The sequence below is a fragment of the Rhodococcus yunnanensis NBRC 103083 genome, from assembly GCF_001895005.1.
Classification (GTDB): Bacteria; Actinomycetota; Actinomycetes; order Mycobacteriales; family Mycobacteriaceae; genus Rhodococcoides; species Rhodococcoides yunnanense.
The window spans coordinates 161,124-186,619 of record NZ_BCXH01000008.1 but is presented as its reverse complement, the minus strand read 5'-3'; the positions used below and the strand labels follow the sequence as shown (position 1 = coordinate 186,619).

The 25,496-nt window shown below is 64.7% G+C and carries 28 protein-coding genes and 4 tRNA genes; 9 read left to right on the top strand and 23 right to left on the bottom strand.

What is annotated here, in order from left to right; genetic code table 11:
* Nucleotides 1-6 precede the first annotated feature (6 nt).
* The 4 genes from RY1_RS15420 to rplJ all read right to left on the bottom strand — a co-directional run bounded on the left by RY1_RS15420 (nucleotide 7) and on the right by rplJ (nucleotide 3,443).
* On the bottom strand, nucleotides 7-801 hold the full coding sequence (locus RY1_RS15420) for an MlaE family ABC transporter permease (protein WP_072804539.1): 795 nt from the start codon (nucleotides 799-801) through the stop codon (nucleotides 7-9).
* Nucleotides 802-806: 5 nt separating this feature from the next.
* Complete coding sequence (locus RY1_RS15415; protein ID WP_174565387.1) at nucleotides 807-2,024, bottom strand: ABC transporter ATP-binding protein; 1,218 nt, start codon at nucleotides 2,022-2,024, stop codon at nucleotides 807-809.
* Between the two features lie 368 nt (nucleotides 2,025-2,392).
* Nucleotides 2,393-2,779 carry a 50S ribosomal protein L7/L12 gene (gene rplL / locus RY1_RS15410; RefSeq protein WP_032380460.1) on the bottom strand — a complete coding sequence of 129 codons (387 nt, stop codon included), beginning with the start codon at nucleotides 2,777-2,779 and terminating at the stop codon, nucleotides 2,393-2,395.
* 82 nt (nucleotides 2,780-2,861) lie between these two features.
* Nucleotides 2,862-3,443: a 50S ribosomal protein L10 gene (gene rplJ / locus RY1_RS15405; RefSeq protein WP_072804535.1), complete on the bottom strand. Its 582-nt coding sequence runs from the start codon at nucleotides 3,441-3,443 to the stop codon at nucleotides 2,862-2,864.
* A gap of 495 nt (nucleotides 3,444-3,938) precedes the next feature.
* Here rplJ and RY1_RS15400 point away from each other — a divergent pair, with 495 nt between their 5' ends.
* Entirely contained in the window at nucleotides 3,939-5,909 is a 1,971-nt protein-coding gene (locus RY1_RS15400; RefSeq protein WP_072804534.1) for a CocE/NonD family hydrolase, read from the top strand.
* A gap of 12 nt (nucleotides 5,910-5,921) precedes the next feature.
* Nucleotides 5,922-6,824, top strand: coding sequence for an alpha/beta fold hydrolase (locus RY1_RS15395; protein WP_072804533.1), 903 nt, complete (start codon nucleotides 5,922-5,924; stop codon nucleotides 6,822-6,824).
* 107 nt (nucleotides 6,825-6,931) lie between these two features.
* On the opposite strand, the gene rplA is transcribed toward RY1_RS15395, so the two are convergent.
* From rplA to RY1_RS15340, 11 genes are all read right to left on the bottom strand, one after another.
* Complete coding sequence (rplA, locus tag RY1_RS15390; protein WP_072804532.1) at nucleotides 6,932-7,651, bottom strand: 50S ribosomal protein L1; 720 nt, start codon at nucleotides 7,649-7,651, stop codon at nucleotides 6,932-6,934.
* Nucleotides 7,652-7,730: 79 nt separating this feature from the next.
* Nucleotides 7,731-8,165 carry a 50S ribosomal protein L11 gene (gene rplK / locus RY1_RS15385; protein ID WP_072804530.1) on the bottom strand — a complete coding sequence of 145 codons (435 nt, stop codon included), beginning with the start codon at nucleotides 8,163-8,165 and terminating at the stop codon, nucleotides 7,731-7,733.
* Between the two features lie 78 nt (nucleotides 8,166-8,243).
* The gene (gene nusG, locus RY1_RS15380) at nucleotides 8,244-9,056 is read right to left on the bottom strand and encodes a transcription termination/antitermination protein NusG (protein WP_072804610.1); all 813 of its coding nucleotides are present in this window, start codon (nucleotides 9,054-9,056) and stop codon (nucleotides 8,244-8,246) included.
* 57 nt (nucleotides 9,057-9,113) lie between these two features.
* Nucleotides 9,114-9,557: a preprotein translocase subunit SecE gene (gene secE, locus RY1_RS15375; protein WP_072804528.1), complete on the bottom strand. Its 444-nt coding sequence runs from the start codon at nucleotides 9,555-9,557 to the stop codon at nucleotides 9,114-9,116.
* A gap of 65 nt (nucleotides 9,558-9,622) precedes the next feature.
* A tRNA-Trp gene (locus RY1_RS15370) sits at nucleotides 9,623-9,695 on the bottom strand.
* Between the two features lie 182 nt (nucleotides 9,696-9,877).
* Entirely contained in the window at nucleotides 9,878-10,303 is a 426-nt protein-coding gene (gene hadB, locus RY1_RS15365) for a (3R)-hydroxyacyl-ACP dehydratase subunit HadB (protein ID WP_072804526.1), read from the bottom strand.
* On the bottom strand, nucleotides 10,290-10,775 hold the full coding sequence (gene hadA, locus RY1_RS15360) for a (3R)-hydroxyacyl-ACP dehydratase subunit HadA (protein ID WP_218019806.1): 486 nt from the start codon (nucleotides 10,773-10,775) through the stop codon (nucleotides 10,290-10,292). Before hadA ends, hadB begins: the two co-directional genes overlap by 14 nt.
* A gap of 149 nt (nucleotides 10,776-10,924) precedes the next feature.
* On the bottom strand, nucleotides 10,925-11,092 hold the full coding sequence (gene rpmG, locus RY1_RS15355) for a 50S ribosomal protein L33 (protein WP_019666436.1): 168 nt from the start codon (nucleotides 11,090-11,092) through the stop codon (nucleotides 10,925-10,927).
* 93 nt (nucleotides 11,093-11,185) lie between these two features.
* Nucleotides 11,186-11,258 (bottom strand) — tRNA-Met (locus RY1_RS15350).
* An 80-nt stretch (nucleotides 11,259-11,338) separates the two neighbouring features.
* Nucleotides 11,339-11,411, bottom strand: a tRNA-Thr gene (locus RY1_RS15345).
* A 151-nt stretch (nucleotides 11,412-11,562) separates the two neighbouring features.
* Nucleotides 11,563-11,645 (bottom strand) — tRNA-Tyr (locus tag RY1_RS15340).
* A 156-nt stretch (nucleotides 11,646-11,801) separates the two neighbouring features.
* Between RY1_RS15340 and RY1_RS15335 the strand changes: the two genes are divergently transcribed.
* Complete coding sequence (locus tag RY1_RS15335; protein WP_072804523.1) at nucleotides 11,802-12,302, top strand: YajQ family cyclic di-GMP-binding protein; 501 nt, start codon at nucleotides 11,802-11,804, stop codon at nucleotides 12,300-12,302.
* Nucleotides 12,303-12,341: 39 nt separating this feature from the next.
* On the opposite strand, the gene htpX is transcribed toward RY1_RS15335, so the two are convergent.
* The gene (gene htpX, locus RY1_RS15330) at nucleotides 12,342-13,202 is read right to left on the bottom strand and encodes a zinc metalloprotease HtpX (RefSeq protein WP_072804521.1); all 861 of its coding nucleotides are present in this window, start codon (nucleotides 13,200-13,202) and stop codon (nucleotides 12,342-12,344) included.
* A gap of 209 nt (nucleotides 13,203-13,411) precedes the next feature.
* Nucleotides 13,412-14,446, bottom strand: coding sequence for a polyprenyl synthetase family protein (locus RY1_RS15325; RefSeq protein WP_281249980.1), 1,035 nt, complete (start codon nucleotides 14,444-14,446; stop codon nucleotides 13,412-13,414).
* A 254-nt stretch (nucleotides 14,447-14,700) separates the two neighbouring features.
* Here RY1_RS15325 and RY1_RS15320 point away from each other — a divergent pair, with 254 nt between their 5' ends.
* Nucleotides 14,701-15,987 carry a geranylgeranyl reductase family protein gene (locus RY1_RS15320; protein WP_072804518.1) on the top strand — a complete coding sequence of 429 codons (1,287 nt, stop codon included), beginning with the start codon at nucleotides 14,701-14,703 and terminating at the stop codon, nucleotides 15,985-15,987.
* A gap of 9 nt (nucleotides 15,988-15,996) precedes the next feature.
* Here the strand turns inward: RY1_RS15320 and RY1_RS15315 are convergent, their stop codons facing one another.
* The 3 genes from RY1_RS15315 to RY1_RS15305 all read right to left on the bottom strand — a co-directional run bounded on the left by RY1_RS15315 (nucleotide 15,997) and on the right by RY1_RS15305 (nucleotide 18,460).
* Nucleotides 15,997-16,689 (bottom strand): demethylmenaquinone methyltransferase, encoded by a 693-nt coding sequence (locus RY1_RS15315; RefSeq protein WP_174565386.1) that lies wholly within the window; start codon nucleotides 16,687-16,689, stop codon nucleotides 15,997-15,999.
* A 17-nt stretch (nucleotides 16,690-16,706) separates the two neighbouring features.
* On the bottom strand, nucleotides 16,707-17,840 hold the full coding sequence (locus RY1_RS15310) for a glycosyltransferase family 4 protein (protein ID WP_174565385.1): 1,134 nt from the start codon (nucleotides 17,838-17,840) through the stop codon (nucleotides 16,707-16,709).
* 80 nt (nucleotides 17,841-17,920) lie between these two features.
* Nucleotides 17,921-18,460, bottom strand: a complete 540-nt coding sequence (locus RY1_RS15305; protein WP_072804512.1) for a hypothetical protein — start codon at nucleotides 18,458-18,460, stop codon at nucleotides 17,921-17,923.
* A 126-nt stretch (nucleotides 18,461-18,586) separates the two neighbouring features.
* On the opposite strand from RY1_RS15305, the gene RY1_RS15300 reads away from it, so the two are divergent.
* On the top strand, nucleotides 18,587-19,171 hold the full coding sequence (locus RY1_RS15300; RefSeq protein ID WP_072804510.1) for a TetR/AcrR family transcriptional regulator: 585 nt from the start codon (nucleotides 18,587-18,589) through the stop codon (nucleotides 19,169-19,171).
* A gap of 7 nt (nucleotides 19,172-19,178) precedes the next feature.
* Here the strand turns inward: RY1_RS15300 and RY1_RS15295 are convergent, their stop codons facing one another.
* A complete protein-coding gene (locus RY1_RS15295; protein WP_072804508.1) occupies nucleotides 19,179-19,628 on the bottom strand; it encodes a DUF3592 domain-containing protein in 450 nt (149 codons plus the stop codon).
* 58 nt (nucleotides 19,629-19,686) lie between these two features.
* Between RY1_RS15295 and RY1_RS15290 the strand changes: the two genes are divergently transcribed.
* Complete coding sequence (locus RY1_RS15290; protein ID WP_072804506.1) at nucleotides 19,687-20,193, top strand: DUF2505 domain-containing protein; 507 nt, start codon at nucleotides 19,687-19,689, stop codon at nucleotides 20,191-20,193.
* Here the strand turns inward: RY1_RS15290 and menD are convergent.
* A complete protein-coding gene (menD, locus tag RY1_RS15285) occupies nucleotides 20,190-21,812 on the bottom strand; it encodes a 2-succinyl-5-enolpyruvyl-6-hydroxy-3-cyclohexene-1-carboxylic-acid synthase (protein WP_072804504.1) in 1,623 nt (540 codons plus the stop codon). The two genes, RY1_RS15290 and menD, sit on opposite strands and share 4 nt — an antisense overlap.
* A 73-nt stretch (nucleotides 21,813-21,885) precedes the next feature.
* On the opposite strand from menD, the gene RY1_RS15280 reads away from it, so the two are divergent.
* Genes RY1_RS15280 through RY1_RS15270 form a run of 3 tightly spaced genes read left to right on the top strand, consistent with a single transcriptional unit; the run spans nucleotide 21,886 to nucleotide 24,960 of the window.
* Nucleotides 21,886-22,482, top strand: coding sequence for a flavin reductase family protein (locus RY1_RS15280; protein ID WP_072804502.1), 597 nt, complete (start codon nucleotides 21,886-21,888; stop codon nucleotides 22,480-22,482).
* Nucleotides 22,428-23,519, top strand: coding sequence for an AbrB family transcriptional regulator (locus tag RY1_RS15275; RefSeq protein ID WP_245819680.1), 1,092 nt, complete (start codon nucleotides 22,428-22,430; stop codon nucleotides 23,517-23,519). The genes RY1_RS15280 and RY1_RS15275 overlap by 55 nt, the downstream gene beginning before the upstream one ends.
* Before the next feature lie 22 nt (nucleotides 23,520-23,541).
* On the top strand, nucleotides 23,542-24,960 hold the full coding sequence (locus tag RY1_RS15270; RefSeq protein WP_072804499.1) for a DUF2252 domain-containing protein: 1,419 nt from the start codon (nucleotides 23,542-23,544) through the stop codon (nucleotides 24,958-24,960).
* A 43-nt stretch (nucleotides 24,961-25,003) separates the two neighbouring features.
* Here RY1_RS15270 and RY1_RS15265 read toward each other — a convergent pair whose 3' ends face one another.
* Nucleotides 25,004-25,450: a DUF6918 family protein gene (locus tag RY1_RS15265; RefSeq protein ID WP_072804497.1), complete on the bottom strand. Its 447-nt coding sequence runs from the start codon at nucleotides 25,448-25,450 to the stop codon at nucleotides 25,004-25,006.
* Nucleotides 25,451-25,496 lie beyond the last annotated feature (46 nt).

The window sequence follows — 25,496 nt, the reverse complement described above, 5'->3', positions numbered from 1 at the left end:
TGCGGGTCAGCTTCCCTTCGCCGGCACGACCTGGAGGTACACCAGGGTGAGAATGAGATTGGCGAAGAACAGCAGAAGGAACGTGATGACGACCGTCTGATTCACCGCTTCGCCGACGCCCTTGGGACCGGGGTTGGGGTTGAGTCCCTTGTAGGAGGCGATGATTCCGGCGATGAGCCCGAAGATCGCTGCCTTGAGTTCGGCGACGTAGAGATCGGGCAGCTGCGCCAACGCCGAGAACGACGCCAGATACGCGCCAGGAGTACCGCCCTGGAGAACGACGTTGAAGAAGTACCCGCCGGCAATACCGACGACGGAGACCAGTCCGTTGAGCAGCAGTGCCACGAGAATCATTGCGAGAACACGCGGTACGACGAGCCGTTGGACCGGGTCGATGCCCAGCACCTTCATCGCGTCGATCTCCTCGCGGATGGTGCGCGATCCGAGGTCGGCGGTGACCGCCGAGCCCGCAGCGCCTGCGATCAGCAGTGCCGTCACGATAGGGCTGCCCTGCTGGATCACCGCCAGCACGCTGGCCGCACCGGTGAACGATTCGGCACCGAGCTGTTTGATCAGCGAGCCGGTCTGCAGTGAGACGACCGCGCCGAACGGAATTGCGACCAACGCCGTCGGCAGGATCGTCACGCTGGCGATGAACCACGCCTGCTCGATGAATTCCCTGAACTGGAACGGTCTTCTGAAGGTGGCCCTGGCCACCTCCACCAACAGTTCGACGATATTTCCGGCTTGAGTGAGTGCTGCGTTCGCCGGAGCGAACGCGGACTTCTTGGAACCCCCCATAACCCTTACTGTCCCCGCCCCTGCGAAGGACCGTGGCCCTGATCGCTGTATCCGGTGTCGTCGTAACCCGTGTTGTCGTAACCCTGCTGGTCGTAACCCTGCTGGTCGTAACCCTGCTGGTCGTAACCCTGCTGGTTGTAGCCCTGCTGGTTGTAGCCCTGCTGCTGGCCCGGCTGCTGCTGGTATCCCGTCCCTTCGTGATCGGGGCCGCCCGCGTAGGCCGGTACCTGCCGATTGCCGGGGTCGGTCGAGTCGAGGCTCTCCTGGATCGCGACCTGCGCGCTGTGGGGCAGAGTGTGCATGATCTGGCGCACGCGTTCCTGCCGACGGCCGACTGCCTGTCGGACGGGAGTACCCGGCGTCGCCTTCATCTGCGGCACAATTCCTTCCACGTCGTCCACGCCACCGGCGTGATGTCCTGCGTCGACGAGCGCCTGCTCGTGCGCCATCTGCGCCTCGTCCTTTTCCTCCGACATACCGATCGGGCCGATCATCGTGCCGTTCAAGAACTGCTTGACCACCGGCTCGTCACTGGTCAACAACACTTCGCGCGGACCGAACATGACCAACTGACGGCGGAAGAGCATCCCGATGTTGTCCGGCACTGTACGTGCCAAGTTGATGTTGTGGGACACGATCAGAATGGTCGCATCGATCTCGGCGTTGATGTCGATCAGCGTCTGCGAGATGTAGGTCGTGCGAACTGGATCGAGGCCGGAGTCCGGCTCGTCGACGAGGATGATCTCCGGATCGAGCACCAGCGCGCGTGCCAGTCCTGCGCGCTTGCGCATACCGCCGGAGATTTCACCGGGAAGCTTGTCCTCGGCCCCGATCAGGCCGGTGAGCTCGAGCTTCTCCATCACGATCTTGCGGATGTCGGACTCGGACTTCTTGGTGTGTTCGCGGAGCGGGAACGCCACGTTGTCGTAGAGATTCATCGAGCCGAACAGTGCACCGTCCTGGAACAGCACTCCGAACAGTTTGCGGATCTCGTACAGCTCGCGCGAGGAGCACTGCAGGATGTCGGTGCCGTCGATGAAGATCTTGCCGTGCTCAGGTCGGAGCAACCCGATCAACGACTTCAGGAACACCGATTTACCGGTTCCCGACGGTCCGAGAAGTGCGCTGACTTCACCGGATGGCAACGTCAAGGTCACGTCCTGCCAAATCTTCTGGACACCGAAAGACTTGGTCAAACCTTCGACCGAAACCTCGACTCCCACGCTGACCTCCACAGTTCGTTCACATCGACCCGGATGTGGGTTGGGTCACTCTATCGCACACCGGTGTCTTCACCGACACTGGAGCTTACTGCCCAGTAATAAAAAAACCGAGGCGGGCTTCGATCCTTCGTTCAGTGTGACTCACACCACAGCAACACGCGTGCAACTCGCCCGATTTGTGACAGAACCCGACGCCACGGACCTGGGACCGAATACAGAATAGGTCGCCGGAGTTCGTGACGCAGGCAAAAGAAGTATGGAGTCACCCCGTACGAGGTGACTCCATTGCGCACGAAAAAGGGCCACCTCCGTGATGGAGATGACCCTTCTACGTGGAGACGAACAGACCGTGATCGGCCCGACAAGAATTACTTGACGGAGATCTTGGCGCCTGCTGCTTCGAGCTTCTCCTTGGCAGCCTCGGCTGCATCCTTGGCGACCTTCTCCAGGATGGCCTTCGGAGCACTCTCGACGAGGTCCTTGGCTTCCTTCAGGCCGAGGCCGGAAACGACCTCACGAACGACCTTGATGACCTGAATCTTCTTGTCACCGGCCGACTCGAGGACGACGTCGAACTCGTCCTGCTCTTCGGCAGCCTCAGCCGGAGCACCGGCTGCGCCTGCTGCTGCAACCGCGACGGGAGCAGCTGCGGTGACCTCGAAGGTCTCCTCGAATGCCTTCACGAACTCGCTGAGCTCGAGGAGGGTGAGCTCCTTGAACTGGTCGAGCAATTCTTCGGTGCTGAGCTTCGCCATGGTGGCGGGTCCTTCCTATAAGTACCGGGCCGCTGATCCGCGACATGGTGTTTCGGTTGAGCTGTTTCGCTGCGGTAGCGGATCAGCTTTCGGCGGGAGCTTCCGCCGGTGCTTCTGCTTCTGCAGGTGCGTCGGCAACCGCGGGTGCGCCGGCTGCCTTCTTCTCCTGCAAGGCGAACGCCAAACGAGCGAACTGCGATGCGGGAGCGTTGAACAGGCCTGCAGCCTTCGACAAGTTGCCCTTCATGGCGCCTGCGAGCTTTGCCAACAGGATCTCGCGCGACTCGAGGTCGGCGATCTTGTTGATCTCGTCCACGGACAGCGTTGCGCCGTCCATGTAGCCGCCCTTGACGATCAAGGCCTTGTTGTCCTTGGCGAAAGCCTTGATGGCCTTCGCCGCGTCGACCGGCTCGCCCTTGATGAATGCAATGGCGGTCGGGCCGACGAACAACTCGTCGAGTCCGGTGATACCGGCCTCGGCAGCTGCGCGCTTGACCAGGGTGTTCTTGGCGACGGAGTACGTGGCACCTTCGCCGAGCGCACGTCGGAGCTGAGTCAGACCGGAAACCGACAGACCGCGGTATTCCGTGACGACGGCTGCCGTCGATCCTTTGAACTGTTCGGTGATCTCCGAAACTGCAGAGATCTTTTCGGGCTTTGCCATACTTCGCCTCCTCTCGTGGGAAGTTGTGTCGATCGCGAGAGGTCCGTGAAACAACGAACGCCCCGGCGCACGAAGCACACGGGGCGTAGACAGGCACACGGCGAGAACGCCGTACAACGAGTCCCTACCGCGTTCTCCTGCGTGGGCCGTCCGACATCTCGGACCTTCAACCGCGCATCTGTCAGGACCTCCGTGAAACGGAAGCATGCCCTCGAGAAAGCGGTGACCAACGGTCTTGGGTAGAACTTGATTGGGCGGAATCGAAGCAAAGACGAATCTCTGATTCGGAACCGTCGACCAGGCTACCTCAGAGCCCGGTCGATATCCAAAACGAGCCTGCCCCGCCTCCGACCGGACGTTGTCCCGGCACGCGAACACCCACTGCTGTGACTGCGCACGAACCGCTGCGCGAACCGCTGTCAGCTCGAACAACAATCGCGTGTCGGTGTGCCGGTCGCCTGACAGACTGCCTACCTTGACTGTTCAATCATATGTATGACGGCAGCGCAGCCACGCCCCCTCCTCCGCCCCGGACCGGCCCCCGGCTCCGGACGCGAGAGGGATCCGAGCGGCGGAACCGCTGCGCAGAGGTGGCGAGCACTCGTCGAGGAGAAGCCCCTCTACCCCCGCATCTCGACGTCGGCCGACGTACGAATACCGATGAGCGACGGAACCGTTCTGCGTGCGTACGTCTTTCGCCCGGCCGACGCGTCGGGCCGTGCGGTGGCCGGTGACTTCCCTACTGTCCTGAACATAACGCCGTACAACAAGCTGCTGGTCAAAGCCGTCGACACAATTCTGGACACCCCGCTGATCGGACCACTCGTCCGGAAGTTCTCCAGCTCGTTCGATCTGACCGGAACCCGATTCGACGGCATCACCGAACTGACACGTGTGGTGGCAGGCGGAGCTCCCGACCTGCTGTCGCTCAACCGTCCGCTGGTCCGTAGTGGCTACGTGCAGATCATCGCGGACGTCCGCGGAACCGGCTCGTCCACCGGCACGTGGGACGTACTGGGAGTTCGCGAGCAGCTCGACACGGTGGAAGTGATCGACTGGGCTGCCTCCCAACCGTGGTGCAACGGCCGAATCGGAATGGCCGGAATCTCGTATTCCGCGATCAACGCATTGCAGGCAGCGTCGAAGAAGCCCGTCGGACTCGAGGCGGTCTTCGCCGTCGAAGGATCCGTGGACATCGTCCGTGAGATCTTCGCGACCGGTGGTGCACCGTCGTTGTTCATTCCGCTGTGGCTCGCCACGGTCAACGGACTCAAATGGATTCCGTCACTACGGGATCTCGACACGTTCGACTGGCTGTCCGACCGCGTCCGCTCCCCTGCCACCAACCTCGTGGATCTCGCCAAGGGGTTCCTCGCAGGCGGCGACCCGAGGATCTACGACGACCCGTACTACGACACCATCGACCCGGTCATCGAGGACATCGACGTTCCGACGTTTCTCTACGGCTGCTGGCACGACATCTTCGGCGGATCTGCACCCGACATCTACAACCGCCTGCCCCTCGAACGGGGACACAAACAACTTCTCGTCGGCGACGGATATCACGGCAACCCAGGAATCGGGTTCGGCGAACCGGGCTTTCCACCGAGGCTCGACGTGCTGGAGCGTGCATGGTTCGACCGGTGGCTACGCGACGAGGACAACGGTATCGAGAACTACGGTCCCGTCACGCTCAGGCAGCAGGGCGGCGACTGGACCGCGCACGGACGGTTCCCTGCTCCGCACGCCGAACCGACGCGCCTGTATCTGTCGGCGTCCAAGTCCGGCACCGCGCCGCACGCTGTGTCCGATGGCAGTCTGGTCGGCATCGCCGACCGGTCGAGCGGCGAGTTCTCCATACGCCCGACACTGCGATCGGTCGTGTCCCGCGACACGACCCAGGTTCTCGCCGGACTGCCTGCCGCGCTCGGAGGCGGCTTCACCTACGACAACAGGTTCGCCGAGAAAGGCGCGCTGACGTTCACCACATCGATAGCGCACTCGGACACCGTCGTCTCGGGGCCGATGAATCTGCATCTCACGGTCGTCTGCCACGCACCGGAAGCGCTGTGGGCTGTCATGGTGTGCGACGTCGATCCGGCAGGCACACCGACGGTTCTCACCAACGGTGCGTTGCTGACATCGAGGCGGGCCGTCGACGACGAACTGTCGCTCTTCGCCCCGAACGGCGACTACACCCGGCCACACCACCCTCTGCGCGCGAACACGCTGCTGCCCGTGCCGATCGGCGAGGTGCTGACACTCGACATCGACCTACTGACCACCGAGGCCGTCATCGAGGCAGGCCACCGCCTCCGCGTCGACATATTCGCCACCGACGCACCACGTTTCATGCCGATACTCCCCGATCTTCTGAGAACCAGAGGTCGGGCACAGGACGTCGTCCTCGACGCGGACGATCCGAGCTTCCTCGTCGTGCCGCTACTCGGCCGACCCGGCTGGTAGAGAAAGGCGAACATGCTCTCACGCACCGGCTTCGCGCCATCGAACGACATCGAACTCGCCTACGAGGACATGGGCAACCCCGACGACCCCGTCGTACTCATGATCATGGGCCTGTCCGCCCAGATGACGCTGTGGCCCAAGGAATTCTGCGAACGGATAGTCGACCGGGGATTCCGCATCATCCGCTTCGACAACCGAGACATCGGACTGTCCACCAAGATGGACGGGGAGCGCATCGAGGGCTCGGCACTGCTGCGACTGCTCAGGACCGGACTCGGCGCGCCGAGCCGTGTCCCGTACACGTTGGCGGACATGGCCCTCGATACCAAAGGGCTGCTCGACTACCTCGAGATCCCCCAGGTCCACGTCGTCGGCGCATCGATGGGCGGCATGATCGCGCAAGTGTTCGCGGGCCTGTACCCGGAGCGAGTGCTGAGCACAGCCATCATCTTCTCGAGCACCAACGAGGCCTTCCTGCCGCCTCCCGACCCGCGAGCGCTCATTCCTCTCATGAAGGGGCCCGGCCCGGATGCGACGCGCGAGCAGATCGTCGCGCATTCGGCCAACACTCGTCGAATCATCGGAAGCCCTGCCTACCCGACTCCCTTGGAAGAGCTGCTCGTGACGGCAGGCGAGATGTACGACCGCAACTACAACCCTGCCGGTTCGCTCCGCCAGATGGCTGCCGTGACGGGTTCGGGAAGCCTGCGTCGTATCGCTGCTCGGATCGTTTCACCGACCGTCGTCATCCACGGGCGTGCAGACCGCCTGATGCGTCCGACCGGCGGCAAAGCCGTCGCACGCGCGGTACGTGGTTCGACACTGCACCTCATCGACGGGATGGGCCACGACCTCCCGCGCCCGCTGTGGGACGAAATCCTCGGCGAATTGTCGTCGAACTTCGGGCGGGTGTGACGCCAGCCCGCCGCCTTCCCCAATCCCCGGTGCGAGGTGCGAGGTGAGCGCGCACGAAAAAGCCGACCCCCGATAACAGGGGCCGGCTTTTTCGGAATCGAGTGAACTTATGCGGTTGCTTCGTCCTCGAGGAGGTTGCGGGTGCGGTTCGGGTCGATCTGGATGCCAGGTCCGGTCGTCGTCGAGACGGTGACCTTCTTGACGTAGCGGCCCTTGGCCGACGACGGCTTCGCACGAAGGATCTCGTCGAGAGCGGCGCCGTAGTTCTCCACCAGCTTGGTCTCGTCGAACGATGCCTTGCCGATGACGAAGTGCAGGTTGGACTGCTTGTCGACGCGGAAGTTGATCTTTCCGCCCTTGATGTCGTTGACGGCCTTGGTCACATCGTTGGTGACGGTGCCCGTCTTCGGGTTCGGCATCAGGCCACGCGGTCCGAGGACGCGGGCGATGCGGCCGACCTTGGCCATCTGGTCCGGTGTGGCGATCGCTGCGTCGAAGTCCAGGAATCCGCCCTGGATGCGCTCGATCAGATCCTCGGCGCCGACGACGTCGGCCCCTGCTGCTTCGGCTTCTGCAGCCTTCTCACCAGCGGCGAAAACGATGACCCGAGCGGTCTTGCCGGTGCCGTGGGGAAGGTTGACGGTGCCGCGCACCATCTGGTCTGCCTTGCGAGGATCGACGCCGAGACGAACGGCGACCTCGACGGTTGCGTCGAACTTGCTCGATGACGTTTCCTTGGCCAACTTCGTCGCCTGGAGCGGCGAGTAGAGGTTGTCCGCGTCGATCTTGGCTGCCTGTTCGAGGTAGCCCTTGCTGCGCTTTGCCATATCTTGCTGTCCAATCGTGAGTTCAGTGTGGTTGACGGGCCTGGCAGGCCCTCCCACGGGGTGCTGCGAATGCTGAGGGTCAGCCTTCGACCGTGATGCCCATCGAGCGAGCAGTACCGGCGATGATCTTCGCGGCCTGGTCGACGTCGTTGGCGTTGAGGTCTTCTGCCTTGGTCTTGGCGATCTCGCGCACCTGGTCCCAGGTCACCTTGGCGACCTTGGTCTTGTGCGGCTCGCCGGAGCCCTTGGCAACGCCTGCGGCCTTGAGGAGCAGCTTGGCGGCGGGAGGAGTCTTCAGCTTGAAGTCGAACGTGCGGTCTTCGTAGACCGAGATCTCGACCGGCACGACGTTTCCGCGCTGCGACTCGGTCGCTGCGTTGTACGCCTTGCAGAACTCCATGATGTTGACGCCGTGCTGGCCCAGTGCGGGGCCGACGGGAGGAGCAGGGTTGGCCTGTCCTGCCTGGATCTGAAGCTTGATGATCCCGGCTAGCTTCTTCTTCTTCGGGGGCATTTCGTTTTCCTTGTATTCGCTCGGGTTTCTTGCGGTTACTACTGCAAGTTCTGTGCGGGCTCGCGGGAGCTGCGCCGGTTAAATCTTGGCGACCTGCGTGAAGCCCAGTTCGACCGGAGTCTCGCGGCCGAAGATCGACACCAGCACCTTGAGCTTCTGCTGCTCGGCGTTGACCTCGCTGATGCTGGCCGGGAGGGTCGCGAACGGGCCATCCATGACGGTGACCGACTCGCCGACCTCGAAATCGACCTCGATGGTCGGCTTCGACGTGGTATCCGTCGACGCGTCTCCGCCTGCGCCTGCAGCCTTCGCGTCCTTCTTGGCGCCGTCCTGTGGCATCAGGAACTTGACGACCTCGTTGATCGTCAGCGGCGACGGACGCGACGTGGCGCCGACGAATCCGGTGACACCAGGCGTGTTGCGCACTGCGCCCCACGACTCGTCGTTGAGTTCCATGCGTACCAGGATGTAACCGGGCAGGACCTTGCGGTTGACCTGCTTGCGCTGGCCGTTCTTGATCTCGGTCACTTCTTCGGTCGGAACCTCGACCTGGAAGATGTAATCGCCGACGTCGAGGTTCTGGACGCGGGTCTCGAGGTTGGCCTTCACCTTGTTCTCGTAACCTGCGTACGAGTGGATGACGTACCAATCTCCTGGCGCGCGTCGCAATGCAGCCTTGAGCTCGGCGACCGGGTCCTCGGGTTCGGCAGCGACGTCGACCGAGTCGTCGACGGCTACGTCGTCGCCCTGGGCCGCGGCGACGTCGGCCGCGATGGCCTCGTCGGTCTCGCGATCCACAGCGGCCTGCTCCGCTTCGAGGCCCTGTTTGGTCGCCTCGACATCGGCGTCGAATGCGGCCACTTCGGTGGCGTCGTTGTGCGGCGTGCTCACAGCAGGCACCCTTTCTGTCGTTTCATGCGGGTCGGGAGTTCGTCGATCACGGTCGGCTCAACCGAACAGCCACTCGATACCCTGAGTGAACCCAAGGTCGAGACCACTGATGAACGCAACCATGAAAGCCACGAACACGAGTACGACGCTGGTGTACGTGACCATCTGCTTGCGGTTGGGCCAGATGACCTTGCGCAGCTCGGCGATGACCTCGCGAAAGAATTTGCGTAGTCGCTTGAAGATGTTCATGCGCTTCGGCTCACGCGACTTCTCGGCGCGCGAAGCAACCTTGGTCGAGGTGGCGGCAGCAGGAGTCTTCTCGATCGACGCTCCGCGGGACCGGCGAGCCGTCCGCTTACCGGTGGGACGAGCGGTGGCACTGGAGGCGCCTGCGCTCTCGGTGTCCCCGGAAGCAGTTGCGTCGTCGGTGCGAGACGAAGCACTTTCGGGCGTCGACGAGTCCTCGGACGTCTCGTCGCGCTTACCGCGCTCCTCGCTCACCGTCGTTCCTCTCAGTAGCCGAAATCATTGCCACCTCGCCGTCGGCGAGGTATCTGCAACATGGGCAGGGGCGACAGGACTTGAACCTGCAACCTACGGTTTTGGAGACCGTTGCTCTACCAATTGAGCTACGCCCCTTCGGCCCCATCCGAATCGAATCGGGCCGTTCTGGAATCACACAACATACGCGCTACCCGATGGACTCTCCGAGAAGAGCCTAGGCAGCGCGCAGCGCTGAACAACCCCAGAAATCTCAGTGTACTGCACAGGTTGTGGAACCCTGAAATCCCTGCCCGTCGGCAGCAGGTTCCACCGATCGATCAGGCCAGGCGGACGGTTGCCGTGGCGCGACCGAAGATCTTCTTGCCCTCGGATCGTGCGGTGATGGCGATGACAGCCGACTTCGAATCCGGGTCGATCGACTTGACCTTGCCCGTGTACTCGACCGACGCGGCAGAATCTGCGGGCACGTAGACGGAGCTGGTGAACCGAACGTTGTACTCGGTGACCGCACCGGGGTCGCCGAGCCACGAGGTGACGAAGCCCGCGCCGAGGCCCATCGTGAGCATGCCGTGTGCGATGACGTTGTCCAGACCCGCGAGCTTGACGACTTCGTCGCTCCAGTGGATCGGATTGGGATCGCCGGACACGCCTGCATAGTTGACCAGGTCGCCGCGAGTGAGCTTGACGATGCGCTCGGGCAGTTCCTCGCCGACGGTCACGTCCGCGAAATTACGAAGCGCCATGCATGATCACTTCCTTGACTGCGTGGGCGATGTTCTCGTCGACTTCTCCGCCGGTCCGAGCGACCAAGGTAGTCCACGTGGTCTGAACCAGCTCACCGTTCTGATCGGTCACGATGTTCTTCGTCGTGATGATATCGCTGCCGCTCATCTGCCGAAACGACTCCAGGAATACCTCGCACATCAGTTCGTCGCCGACGTGGATCGGCTTGTGGAACTCGAGGCGCTGATCCGTCTGGAGGATCTGACTCGGGTCGTAACCCGTGATGAACTCGGTGAACATGCGCGACTGGGCGATGATTCCGACCAACGAAATGAACGTCAGAGGAGCGATGAGGCCGTCGTAGCCGAAGCTCTTGGCGGCGTCCTCGTCGTGGTGAGCCGGATGCCAGTCCTGGACGGCCCGCGCGTACTCGCGGACCTTCTCTCGGCCTACCTCGTACGGATGTTCCACCTTGTAGTGGTGACCGACCATCGTGGCAGCGTGAGCAGCGGGATCTTGCAGTATTTCGGTCACGCGAGAATCGAACCTTTTCTACCCAGGACGCAATAGCTGTTAGGGCGAAAGAAGTAAGCCTAACGCGTGGCGTCGCCTACAGACGAAGACCGGCAGCCGGCCCGCGACTAGCGAGATTCGCGGTGCGCGCGATGCGTTCCGCAGTTCGAGCAGAACTTCTTCAGCTCGAGGCGGTCGGGATCGTTGCGGCGGTTCTTCTTGGTGATGTAGTTACGGTGCTTGCAAACCTCGCAGGCCAAGGTGATCTTGGGCCGCACATCGGTGGAGGAGGCCACTGGACGCCTACTTTCGGGTAAATCTGATCCGGTTAATCAGGACTGTGCATGCTGCTGTGTTCGTGCAGTGTGATGTTCGTGCATTTTCTTGTGTAGCGGTGACCGGACTTGAACCGGCGACGCAACGATTATGAGTCGTTTGCTCTACCAACTGAGCTACACCGCCTCAGGTGCTCACCCCTACACCTTCTCATCTCCGAGTGACCTCGTCGACTGATATGTCCGGGCGAACCATCCAATCCAGCGAGCCCCCTAACGGAATCGAACCGTTGACCTTTTCCTTACCATGGAAACGCTCTACCGACTGAGCTAAGGGGGCGCGGCATCTTTGCACAATTACCTGTGCGCCGAAGCCTTCAAGAGGTTACACAGTCCGGGCGCCGAGTACCAAATTGCATGCTCAGCGCACTTCGTGCGGTTCCTCGTGAAGATAGAAACCCCAGCGAGAACAACTCGCTGGGGTCTCCAGGTGGCAGATGTAGGATTCGAACCTACGTAGGCATAAGCCGACGGATTTACAGTCCGCTCCCATTGGCCGCTCGGGCAATCTGCCGGGTGCAACCGAAGACTTCTCACGACCTCTTCGACGCGGAGAGAAGAATACAACGAACGTGCCCCTCCAACGCAAACCGGGTGGATAGCGGGGGTGCGGACGGGCTAACGTCGGTACCGAGAGTTCTACAAATTCGATTCGACACAGGAGTTGCAAGTGGCTGATTCGTCCTTCGATGTGGTGAGCAAAGTCGACCGTCAAGAGGTGGACAACGCGGTGGGCCAGGCAGCGAAGGAGCTGGCGACCCGGTTCGACTTCCGCGGCTCGGGAACCGTCATCGAGTGGTCCGGTAGCGGCGAAGCGGAGGTGATCGTGATCACCTCCGAGACCGAGGAGAAGGTCAAGGCCGCCCTCGATGTGTTCAAGGAGAAGCTGATCCGTCGTGACGTGTCGCTGAAGGCGTTCGAGGCGAACGATCCGGCCGCGTCGGGCAAGGTCTACAAGGTGACCGGCAAGCTCGTTCAGGGCATCACCACCGAGAACGCGAAGAAACTCACCAAGAAGATCCGCGACGACGGCCCCAAAGGCGTCAAGGCACAGATCCAGGGTGACGAACTTCGCATCAGCAGCAAGAAGCGCGACGACCTACAGGCAGTGCAGCAGCTGCTCAAGGGCGAGGACTTCGGTATCGCGCTGCAGTTCGTCAACTACCGCTGAGTTCGTCGACTTACGGTTCGTCGACACACGCTGATCGGGCTAGCCGCCCCTCGCCATACGCTCCAGACGCTCGATCCGCTCCGCCATCGGCGGGTGCGTCGAGAAGAGCCTGCCGACCTTCTCCCCTGCCCGGAACGGGCTGGCGATCATGAGGTGGGACTCCGCTGCGATACGCGGCTCAGGAGGCAGTGGGGCGGCTTGCACGCCGCGTTCGAGTTTCCGCAGCGCCGATGCCAGTGCCAACGGGTCGCCCGTCAGCTCTGCACCGGACTGATCGGCCTGGTACTCCCGTGACCGCGACACCGCTAGTTTGACGACGGTCGCCGCGATCGGCCCGAGCAGAGACACCAGCAGCAACGCGAACGGGTTGGCCCCGCCGTTGCCGCGCCCGCCGAACATCGATGCGAACATCGCGAAGTTGGCGAGGCCGGAGATGACCGCTGCCATGGCGCCCGCGACCGACGAGATCAGGATGTCGCGGTTGTAGACGTGCGACAGCTCGTGTCCGAGAACTGCGCGCAGTTCACGCTCGTCCAGAATCTGCAGAATTCCGCTGGTGCAGCACACTGCGGCATTTCGGGGATTGCGCCCGGTGGCGAATGCGTTCGGGTTGTTGGTCGGGCTGATGTAGAGGGCGGGCATCGGCTGATGGGCCGTGGTCGCCAGCTCGCGGACGATCTTGTACATCATCGGAGCCTCGACCTCGGTCACCGGCTGAGCTCGCATCGACCGCAGCGCCATCTTGGCACTGTTGAAGTAGGCGTATCCGTTGACGCCGACGGCAAGAACGATCGAGCCGGCCAGAATGACCGGACTCTTGAACAGTGCGCCGATGAATACGATCAGCGCCGACATACCCACGAGCAGCCCGAATGTCTTTGCCCCGTTCGCGTAGCTCACTGGTCGCCACTTCCTTCCAAGCGTTGTCCACTACAGGGAAGAACGCCTGTGGCACCCGCTCTGGTTCCCGCCAGGAGTGACCCACAGTGCAGGAGCGGAGCCTGCGGAGTGACCCGAAGTGCAGGAGCGGAGCCTGCGGAGTGACCCACAGTGCAGGAGCGGAGCCTGCGAAGTGACCCGGTATGCAGGAGCCGAGCCTGCGGAGTGTGTCAGCCGACGCGTTCGACGGTGTAGTCGACGAGCCGCCCGAGGGCTTCGTTGGCTGGGCCCTGCGGAAGTTTCGCGAGTTCGGCGTGAGCTTTGTCCGCGAACTCGCCGAGTGTCGCCTTGGCCTTGGCCATTCCGGGTGAGCGTCCGAGGAGCTCGAGGGCTTCGGTGACGGCGTCGTCGTCGGTGACGGGCCCGTCGAGGAGTTCGCGCAGCCTGATGCCGTCGTCGGTGTCCTCGCGCAGTGCGTACAGGACGGGAAGGGTGTGGACGCCTTCGCGGAGGTCGGTTCCCGGAGTCTTGCCCGACTGTTCCGATACCGAGGAGATGTCGATGATGTCGTCGGAGATCTGGAAGGCGGTGCCCACGGCGTCGCCGAGTCGTTCGAGCGCCGCGATGTGGATGTCGTCGCCGCCGGAGAACGTGCCACCGAATCGGCCACAGGCGGCGATCAGCGACCCGGTTTTCTCCCATACGACGCGCAGGTAGTGGGCTACGGGGTCTTCGTCCTTCTTGACGCCGATCGTTTCGCGCATCTGTCCGGTGACGAGTTCGGCGAAGGTGTCGGCGATGATGCGGACAGCCTCGGGTCCGAGTGTGGACACCAGCCGTGAGGCGTGGGCGAAGAGGTAGTCGCCTGCCAGGATGGCGACGCTGTTACCCCATCTGGAGTTGGCGCTCTGGGCGCCGCGACGCATGTCGGCTTCGTCCATGACGTCGTCGTGATAGAGCGTCGCGAGGTGGACGAGCTCGACGACGGTGGCAGCGGTCACGACCGATTCGTCGGTGGGTTTCGGGCCCAGCTGAGCGGTCAGGACGGTGAACAGAGGTCGGAAGCGTTTGCCGCCTGCCTTCGCGAGATGCAGCGCAGCCTCGGTGAGGAAGTCCTCGCCGTCGGACAGTTCGGCGATCATCAGGTCCTCGACGCTGGTCAGTCCAGCGGCCACGGTTCGTGCGAGCTCCGGATCCACCAGATCCACCCCTGCAACAACCGTCGAACCAGGTCGCTCACGTTCCGCAGGCTCCACTCGCCCCAAACCGGGTCGTTCCGCAGGCTCCACTCGCCCTGAACCGGGTCGCTCCGCAGGCTCCACTCGCCCCAAACCGGGTCGTTCCGCAGGCTCCACTCCTACGTCATCTGTGCTGCTCACGATTGTTGATCCTGTCCTCTTCGTCCTGAACGGCTACTCTGCGGCGGCTGCTGTCGGCGTCCTGCATCCCCGGTTCTACCGTAGTGAACCTAGTGGGCGACAGCGACGGAAGGTGCCGCAGCCCACGCCCCGAGGATGCGATGGCCCGAGGATGCGAAGCCGACGGCGCGCACTGCGATACTGGACCGGTGACTCCCCCAATCCCGGTCCATGCCGAAGTTCTGGTCATCGGAGCCGGGCCTGCCGGGTCGGCGGCGGCGGCGTGGGCGGCGCGAGCGGGCCACGACGTCGTGCTCGCCGATGCTGCGGTGTTCCCGCGGGACAAGACGTGCGGTGACGGCCTGACTCCGCGGGCGATCGCGGAGCTCGATCGTCTCGGCCTCGGCGAGTGGGTACGTGGCCGTGCCGAGAACCGTGGCCTGAGGCTGTCGGGATTCGGCCAGGAGTTGCAGCTCGAGTGGCCGGGCGGATCGCTGCCGACCGTCGGTAGCGCGGTGCCGCGGACCGAGCTCGACGACCGAATACGCAGCGTGGCAGTCGATTCCGGCGCGAGAATGCTCGAAGGATTCAAGGCGGTCGACGTCGAACGCGTCGACAATCGGGTCCGATCGGTCACGTTCGCCGGACCCGAGGGAACGCACCACATCAGCTGCGGCACACTGATCGTCGCCGACGGTGTCCGATCTTCCCTCGGCAAGAAGCTCGGGCGTGAGTGGCACCGGGACACCACGTTCGGCGTGGCCGCACGGGCGTACATCTCCTCTCAGCGCAGCGATGATCCCTGGATCTCCTCGCACCTGGAACTACGCGACGGCGACGGGACGCTGCAGCCCGGTTACGGTTGGATCTTTCCGCTCGGCACGGGCGAGGTGAACATCGGCGTCGGTACGCTCGCGACGGCAAAGCGTCCCGGTCCCGGCGCACTGCGTCCGCTGCTGGATCTGTATACGGCACAACGCCGTCGGGACTGGAAGCTCGACGGCGATCTCCGAGCGGTCGCGTCGGCGCTGCTACCCATGGGCGGGGCGGTGTCGGGTGTCGCGGGCGAGAACTGGGCGATCATCGGCGACGCGGCGGCCTGCGTCAATCCACTCAACGGCGAGGGCATCGACTACGGCCTCGAAGGTGGCCGCATGATCGCCGACCTCATCGGTACGAAGGATCTGACCCACGCGTGGCCCGCACTCCTGCGCAGCCACTACGGACAGGCATTCTCCATAGCCCGACGCCTCGCCGCACTACTGACGGTCCCTCGGTTCCTGCCCGCCACGGGCCCGATCGGGATGCGATCGCGGGCCTTGATGACCGTGGCGGTGCGGGTGATGGGCAACCTCGTCACCGAGGCCGATTCCGATGTGGTCGCGCGGGCCTGGCGTGCGTCGGGAAGTGCGTCGCTGAAGGTCGATTCGCGCCAGCCGTTCACATGATACGACTGGTCAGCGCACCGCGCGGTGCAGCGCGACAACTCCCCCGGTGAGGTTGCGCCACTTGACATTCGACCATCCGCTGTCGGCGATCGTCGTCGCCAGTTCCTCCTGCGTCGGCCATGCGCGGATGGATTCGGCGAGATAGACGTACGCGTCGGGATTGCTCGACACCGCACGCGCGACGGCCGGAAGCGCCTTCATCAGGTACTCCATGTACACCGTGCGGAACGGCGCGAACACGGGAGTCGAGAACTCGCAGACGACCAGCCGTCCGCCGGGCTTGGTGACGCGGGCGATCTCGCGCAGCCCCGCTTGGAAGTCGGAGACGTTGCGCAGCCCGAAGGAGATGGTGGCAGCGTCGAAGCTCGCGTCGGCGTACGGCAGCGCCATCGCATCACCCGCGACCATCGGAACCGGACGTCCCGCACCCGCGTGCAGCATGCCCTTGGAGAAATCGGTGGCCACGCACCACGCGCCGCTTCGGGTCAGTTCGACGGTCGACACACCGGTGCCTGCGGCGAGGTCGAGGACCTTCTCCCCTGCTTTCAGGTTGAGCGCGGCCCGCGTCAGTTTCCGCCAGCTCCGGTCCTGACCGAAGGACAGGACCGTGTTGGTGATGTCGTAGCGGCGGGCGACGCCGTCGAACATCGAGGCGACCTCGTGTGGGTCCTTTTCCAGCGTTGCACGCGAACTTGTTGGCACGGCCTCGAGCTTAGCCGTCACGCAGTTCGGAGCGTTCGTGGCTGTTCCAGGCCGGCTACGTCGCGGTAGTGCCCGAGCAGTTCGTCGCAGATGGCGGGCCACGTGCGATGCAGAACCGAGCGTCGCGCCGCCTCGCCGAACCGCGCGCGCATCGAGGGCGACGCCAACGCTGATACAGCACTGGGCAGCAGTTCGGCGAACCGATCGACCGGTAGCAGATATCCGTTGCGGCAATGCGAGATCAGATCACGTGGACCACCCGCGTCCGGCCCGACGACCGGGATGCCACTGGCGAGCGCTTCCTGCACTGCCTGGCAGAACGTCTCGTGCTCACCGGGATGCACGAAGACGTCGAAGCTCGCGTATGCCTGCGCGAGTTCGTCGCCGCCGAGCTGGCCGGTGAAGATCGCCGACGGCAGTAGCTTCGCCAGCGCGGGCCGCTCGGGCCCGTCACCGACGACGACGAGCTGCACGTCGTCCGACAACGCCGCCAGCCGCTCGACGTGCTTCTCCGGTGCCAGCCGCCCGACGAATCCGACGATCAGCTTTCCTTCCGGTGACCACTGCGCCCGCAGCGATTCCCGACGCGACGACGGAGCGAACCTGGTGGCGTCGACGCCGCGCGCCCATCGGTGGACGCGAGGAATTCCGTGCAGCTCCAACGCCTCCACCGCCGAACTCGACGGAGCGAGCGTGCGCGCTGCACCTCGGTGAATTCGGCGGGTCCACCGCCACGCCGCCTTCGACGTCAACCCGAGTCCGTAGCTCTCGGCGAAACCGGCGACGTCGGTCTGATACACGGCGACGGCCGGAACGCCGAGGCGATTGGCAGCCGCAAGCCCGCCCGCGCCGAGTAGAAAGGGCGACGCCAGATGCACGACGTCGGGGGCGAATCCGCGCAGTGTCGCCGTCAGGCCGGGTCCCGGCACCCCGACGGGAAGTGAGCTGACTTTCGGAACCATGACCGCGGGAACCCGATGGATCGGAGTCCGACCGTGCTCGACCGCGGCACGCGGGCCCGACGGGTTGTCCGGTGCCACGACGATGGCGTCGTGACCTGTTCTGTCGAGGTGCTCCAGAACGCGAAGCACCGAGTTCGTGACGCCGTTCATGTTGGGTAGGAACGATTCCGCAACGATGGCTACTCGCACGATCCTCAGTGTGAGTACCGTCTCCGGCCACTCGGCAGCGCCGGAGTTACGAGCGGGCGAAGTTCACACGAATACGAACGTCAGCGAGTACGAAGACGGAACGCGGAGATCAGGAAGAAGACCGCACCCAGTACGGCATAGCCGCCGACACCGGTGATGCTGTCGGCCCCGCCGAGCCCCTGAGCCAGGAAGGCCGCGCCGGCCACTACGGAGATTCCCCCGCTGAACATCTGGGCGACCTGTCCCCCAGCGCTCCTGCGACGGACGGCGGTGATCAGCTGAGGAATGCCCGCGCCGATCGCCCACAGTCCCCAGACGACGAGCGCGGCCGACATCGACACCGTCGACGCCCATCCGAGCGCGACGGCAACGGCGACGCTGACGACGATGTTCACCAGTTCCGGAACGCGCGCATCGCCGCGGGATCGCAGCTGCCAGAACACGGCGGCCGCGTCGAACAGCGGGTAGACGACCAGCACGACCGTCAGCAGGGGCCCGGCCGTCGACGCGGTCAGCAGCAGCGCCGCCGCCCACACGATCGCGAAGGCGGACCGGACGAAGTACAAGGTGCGCAGTGCGGTCTCGGCGGTCGGCGTCGAGGTCGTCTCCAGCGTGGTCATGATGTCTCTCTTTCACTCGGGGAAGGCCGAACACAAGATGTAGAGTTACTAGTACGTCTACATGAAGGAACCGTAGACTCCCAGCAGAGATGGTGCAACCCGCCGAACCCGAACCGGAGCAAGAAGATGCACGCCGACACCACCGACACCGTCACCCACGCGTCGTCGGCCCCCACCACACGCGGGCGCATTCTCGCCGCGGCGAGCGAGCAGTTCTACGCGCGCGGCATTCGCGCCACGAGCGCCGACCGCATCATCGAGCAGGTCGGGATCACGAAGGTCACCTTCTACCGCCACTTCCGCACCAAGAGCGATCTCGTCGTGGCGTACCTCGAGCAGCAGGCCGCAGCGGAGCGCGAGTGGATCACCAGCACTCGCCGCGAGGGCGACCCGGCCGGATCCCTCGGAGCGCTCGCCGCCGGGATAGGGCAGGCGAGCTGCAGTCCCGGGTTTCGTGGCTGCGCGTTCATCAACGCTGCCGCCGAGTTCGCCGACCCCGTCGACCCGGTACGGAGCACAGTGGACTCGCATCGCGGGTGGGTGCTGGGGAACTTCGCCGACATCGCCGAGGAGGCAGGCGCAACGGACGTCGATTCCGTCTCGCGGCAACTGATGATCCTGCGGGACGGGGCAATGGTGAACGGCTATCTCGGGCAATCCGAATCGGTCGCCGCCTCACTCGAGGCAGCCTTCGTCTCGGTGCTCGTGTAGCCGCCGTTCAGACGGTCTGCGGCTGCCGCTCGCGCCGCCGGATGAGGAACCACGCCGGACCCGCGACGATCCAGGTCACGACGACGACCGAGGCAGCGGGAATGATCGCCACGGTGGCATTGCGTCCCGAGACCCGAACGAGGTCGGGGTCGGACTTGGCGTACTCGACGTCGATGCGCTGGCCGGCGATCAGGTTGGTCGGGTACAGCACGCCCAGTTGCGGGTTGTGAGTGATGCCGTCGGGGGTGACGAAGCTGACCGCAGAGCGGAGTCGGCCGGCCGAGAGCACCTCGGCCGTCGCGGTACCTTCGTCGGAGGTGATGGTTCGGTCGTTCTGCCAGGCCGCGACGACGAGAAGAAACGCGAGCACCGAGATCGCGGTGGCAACCACGAGGACGGAGATCCGTGCTCGACGCCATGCCCTGGACGGTCCGACGCCGCTGTCTTCGGTTGCCACGTAGCTAGACGTTACTGCGGGGCGCCGCGACCGTTCTGCTCCGGTAGCGTCTGCTGCTATGTCTCGCGACTTCGAGTTCACGATCCTTTCCGAGCACGCTCCCGCAGAGGTGTACGAGGCATTGAACAGCGAGGAGCAGTGGCTCGCCCGGTTCGCCAAGGCACAGAAGTCCGACGGTTACACCCTGACCAGGCACGAGCACGGCGGCCTCACCGTCGACATCACCGACGAGGTCGGTACGTCGGAGTTGCCGGGTTTCGTGAAGAAGGTCGTCAAGGGCAAGTTGCTGATCAGCCGCACCGACGCCTGGGGTCCGCTCGACGGCGACCACGCCGACGGGACGCTCGCGGGGGGAACGACGGCCATCCCGGCATCGGTGACGGGGAAGTTGGCGCTTCGGCCGGAAGGCACCGGCTCGGTGTTGACGGTCACGGGTAGTTCGACCGTCAAGATCCCGTTGATCGGCGGCAAGATCGAAGCGCTCATCAACGACATGATCAAGAACATGGTCGAGCAGGAAACGCAGGAGACCAACGAGTGGGCCGAGCTGCAGGACCCCGGTTAGAGCCTGGCCCGGATCGCGGCATGCAGCTCGCGTAGGCCGGACCGTTCGGTCGTCACTTCCAGCACGCGGATGCCACCAGAAGTAAAGCCTGCAGAAGGACCGAGGGCCACGGCGAGTTCGGCGGTGTCGACGCTGTGGTGCTCGATGCGATATGCCGCGCACAGTGCCGCGAGATCCATACCGTGCGGTGTACCGAAGACCCGCTCGAATGCACCTGCGTACTGCGGATCTCCCTGTTCGAGCAGTTCGAAGATGCCGCCGCCGTCGTCGTTGGCGACGACGATCGTCAGGTCGAGCGGCCGCGGTTCTCCCGTGCCGATGAGCAGGCCCGACGCGTCGTGCAGGAACGTCAGGTCGCCCAGCAACGCGATGGTGCGCCCCTCGTGGACGAGGGCCGCGCCGACCGCCGTCGACACGGTCCCGTCGATGCCTGCGACTCCGCGGTTGGACAGCACGCTGACGCCGGGCGCCGGGTAGCTGACCAGCGCCGCGTCGCGGACCGGGTTCGAGGCCCCGAGCAGCAACTGGTCGCCGTCGCGCAGTGCGGACATGACGGCAGCCGCGACGTGCAGTCCCGTCGGCTTCGGGTGTGCATCCAGCTGATCGCGGACAGCGACGTCGGCCTTGGCGGACAACGCCGCACACCGCTCGAGCCACGCGGCGCGCGGTGTCCCCGAGACGATCGCGCGAGTGCCGGTGGCGAGCACGTTGCCCGAGACATCGGGCCAACGCGGGCCCGTGGTGAGGGCGATGACATCGACGGCCGGATCGGCCAACAGATTCGAGACCGGACGATGCAGCGTCGGCCTGCCGGTGATGACGACCTGGCGGGGCTTGAGCTGCGATAGGGCCATCGGATGCAGCGGCACACCGTGCAGCGGGGCCGTCGGCTCGGCGACCGTCGGCAAGCCTGCCAATTCGGGTCGCAGCGCCGCGCCGTGGCCGGAGACGACGATCGTGTCCACCGACAGGTCGAGGTCGACGGGAACGTCGAGGGTTGCCTGTTGCGTCGTCGTCCAGGCGGCGCCGTCGGGACGACCTGCCGGGGCGGGTGTCGGATCACCCAGGTCGGGAACCAGCGGCTCACGCAGTGGGATGTCGAAATGCACGGGACCGGCATTGCCCGACCTGGTGCCCCGCGCGGCCGCGAGCACCCGGCACACCGCGCTGCGCCATTGGCTGTTCTGACGGGCGTCGTCCTCGGCCAAGCCGAGGCTGACGGTGCCGCGTACCTGGCTGCCGAACAGACCCAGCTGTTCGACGGTCTGGTTGGCCCCGGTACCGAGCATCTCGTACGGCCGGTTCGCGCTGAGCACGATCAACGGCTTCCTGGCGTAGTTCGCCTCGAGCACGGCGGGACCCAGATTCGCGACGGCGGTGCCCGAGGTCATGACGACGGGAACCGGCCTGCCGCTGCCCAGGATCAGGCCGATGGCGAGAAAGCCTGCCGTCCGCTCGTCGATGCGCATGTGCAGGCGCACCCGGCCGGCGGCATCGGCTTCCTGCAGCGCGAACGCGAGCGGCGCGTTCCGCGAGCCCGGGCACAGCACGACGTCGCGTACACCACCACGAACCAATTCGTCGACGACGGCTGCGGCCTGTGCACTGGACGGATTCACTCCTTCAGATTGTCAGATTCGGCGCCCGGCGCCCTAGTCGGCCTGTTCACGTGTGGTTTGACACGATAGAAGTGTGCGCACAGTCTTCGATCCGTCAGAGATGCCGCCGGGCGGCCTCTATCCCCTGCTCACCGCGTCGGTGGTGCCCCGCCCGATCGCATGGGTGTCCACCGTGTCGGCCACCGGTGTGGCCAATCTCGCGCCGTACAGCTTCTTCTCGGTGTCCTCGGCGAGCCCTGCTGTAGTGCAATTCACGTCCGTCGGGCGCAAGGACAGCCTGAAGAACATCGAGGCCACCGGTGAGTTCGTGATCAACCTCGCGACCGCGACGCTCATCGACCAGGTCAACGCATCCTCGGCCGGGTACGAGCACGGCGTCAGCGAGCTCGAGGAACTGGGCATCGCGAGCGAGCCGAGCGAGAAGGTGGCACCTCCCCGCGTCGCCGAGTCGCCGATCGCCATCGAGGCGACGCTGCACCGCATCGTCGAGGTGGGCAACTCGTTCGTCGTGATGGGCACCGTCGTCGCCGTCGCGGTACGGCCCGAGTTCCTCGCCGAGGACGGTCTGCCCTCGTTCGAGGCGATCGCGCCACTGAGCAGGCTCGGCCGGGCCGAGTGGGGTCTTCCGCCGCAGGTGCGCTCGATCGAGCGTCCCGGCTCGCCTTCTTGACGCGCTGGCTTCCTCTTGCACTGACGACGGTCGTACTGACTCTCGGAGCATCACGGCTGGGGATTCCGTCGGCCGGCTTGTTCGTCGCATTGTTCGTCGGAGTCGTCTTCGCTCTGGCCGGGTGGGCACCCGGCGCGGGCATGCCTCGCCGGCTCGGTGTCGCAGCCCAGGCAGTCCTCGGCGTCGAGATCGGAACACTCGTCCAGGGCGACACCCTCTCCACTCTCGGTGACGACTGGCTGCCCGTCGTACTCGCCTGCGTCGGGACACTCGCGTTGTCCATCGGTGCGGGTGCACTGCTCGGTCTTCGCCGAGATGTCGATGCGCTGACGGGTGCGTTGGCGCTCGTCGCCGGAGGCGCCTCGGGACTGGTGGCGATCGCGCAGGAACTCGGCGGTGACGAACGCGTCGTCGCAGTCGTGCAGTACCTGCGGGTGGTACTGGTGACGACGACGATGCCGCTGATCGCGACCGTCGTGTTCTCGGCGCACGGATCCGAGCCGGTCGTGGTCGAGGCGGATGGTGCGCCCTGGTACATGGATCTTCTGTTCGTCGCCGTCTGCGCGGGAGTCGGAATCACCGTGGCCCGGTTGGTCCGACTGCCCGCGCCGGGATTGCTCGGGCCGTTGATCGCGGCGACGATCCTGGACCTGCTCGGGGTGTCGATGGGCGCCGGGGTGCCGCCGCTGCTGCTCGCGGCCGCGTACATCGGAATCGGATGGCAGGCCGGGCTGAGGTTCACGATGGACAGCCTCCGCTCGATTTCGCGGATACTGCCCACCGCGTTGCTGCTGATCATCGGCATCACCGCAGGCTGCGCAGTACTCGGGCTGTGGCTCGCTGCATCGACCGATCTCACCGGATACGAGGGCTATCTGGCCACCACCCCCGGCGGGGTGTACGCCGTGCTGGCCGTCGCCGCGTCCACCGGCGCCAACGTCACCTTCGTCGTGGCGGCCCAGGTCATTCGGGTGTTCATGATGCTCTTCGCCGTGCCGGTCGGAGCAAAACTGGTGAGGCACTACCGAAAGCCTTGACGGCGGGTTTTACAGTTCACCCATGAGTGAAGCTCGACGAGGTCACACCGTCGTCCCGGACATCGCCGACGTGGACAGCAGATCCTTCGCCACCCTTCGAGCTCGGTCGGTGCCCCGTGCCGAGCGTTATCGGCTTGGCAAGAGCCTGCGTGAGAAGGTGTCACGCGAATCGATGGGCGATTGGACTCCCCCGGCGGATCGACCGGATCCGATTCGTCAGATCGAACGCTCCCACGACGGCCGCATCGACTGGCTGATCCCGGTCCGCGTCGAGCGGATGGCCGAATCCCCGTACGGCTTCCTGCGCGGCACCGCCATCGTCATGGCCCGTGACGTCGCCCAGCTGCCGTCGACGGGGATCACACCTGTCGTCAGCGGCGACTCCCACCTCGGCAACTTCGGGTTCTACGCCTCACCCGAACGGGATCTGGTGATCGATCTCAACGATTTCGACGAAGCTCACCCCGGCGCCTGGGAATGGGATCTACGACGGCTCGCAGCGAGCATCTGGGTGGCAGGCCGTCAGAACGGGCGTAGCGAGGCCCAGTGCGAGGACGCCGTCACCGCATGCGTCCGGGCATACCGCATCGAGGTCTCGCGGCTGGCCGACGAGCCGCTGATGTCGCGTTCGTTCCAGCGGTTGACGGCCGAGAGACTGCAGGCCGACGCCACCGAGGGGTCGCTGCAGAAGGAGATCAAACGCGCGACGAAGAAGGCCAGGCGCCGCACGAGCGACCGTGTCCTGCCGCGGTTCACCGAAGAACACGAGGGCACGCGCAGACTCGTCGAAGAGCCGCCCATCACCACGCGTATCCCGGCTCGCGACGAGGAACTGCTCGCCCAGGGCCTCGACGAGTACCTGACGACGCTGTCACCGCACTGGCGCCGGGTGCTCGGCGGATACACGTTGATCGACGTCGCACATCGGGTCGTCGGTGTCGGCAGTGTCGGCCTGCGCGCGTACGTGGCGTTGCTGGAGGGCAGCAGCCCGGACGACGTCGTGTTCCTGCAGCTCAAGCAGGCCAGGCGCTCGGTGCTGGCGCCGTACGTTCACGGTGAATCGGCATGGCACGCGCATCAGGGGCAGCGTGTCGTGGAGTATCAGCAGGACCTGCAGACGGTGAGCGACCCACTACTGGGATGGACGACCATCGACGGTCGTCAGTACTACGTGCGTCAGTTCCGCAACATGAAGGGGACCATCGATCTCGGCTCGATCGATGCCCCGGCACTGGTGGACTACGCGGGCGTCGTCGGCAGGCTGCTCGCCAAGGGCCATGCTCGCACGAGCGGGGCGTCGATGATCGCGGGATACGCGGGCAAGTCCGACGCGGTGGACATCGCGCTGAGCCGGTTCGCTCGGTTGTACGCAGACCAGACCGAAGCCGACCACGCACTGTTGGTCGACGCGGTTCGCCGCGGCCGATTCGCGGCCGGGTGAGAGCACGTCCCACCCGGCCGGGAAACGTTCTCCGGCGTACTCGTTATCCTGCGTACTTGGTGACCAGTGCACCCAGACGCGGCAGCGCCTCGGCCACATTCTTCTGCGCCGACCCACGCAGACTGCCGTAGAACTTCTTCACGACGCCCTTGTCGGTCTCCTCGATGCGGGAGTCCGTGACGGAGAGCAGCGCGTTCGACACCCGGTCGGAATCGGCGACGAGGTAGTCGGCGAACGATCCAGCGGGCGCGGCGTTGTACGACTGCCAGAACGGCTCCAGCTGATCCACGAACTCCGGCCACAACGTTTCGACGGCCTTCTCGATGTACGACGGTCCGACCTTCTTGACCGCGCCGTACGCTCCCTTGACCGCCAGGCCGCTTGCGCCCTTCTTGTCCGAGACCTCGGCGTCGATCAAAGCCAGGACGTCGGAAAGCAGAACATCGCGCTTCGACTCGTCGAGCAACGATTCCTTCAGTGCAGCAACCACTTCGAATTTCCTCCCAGATCTTTCACATTCGGCGTGAGACCGAGGA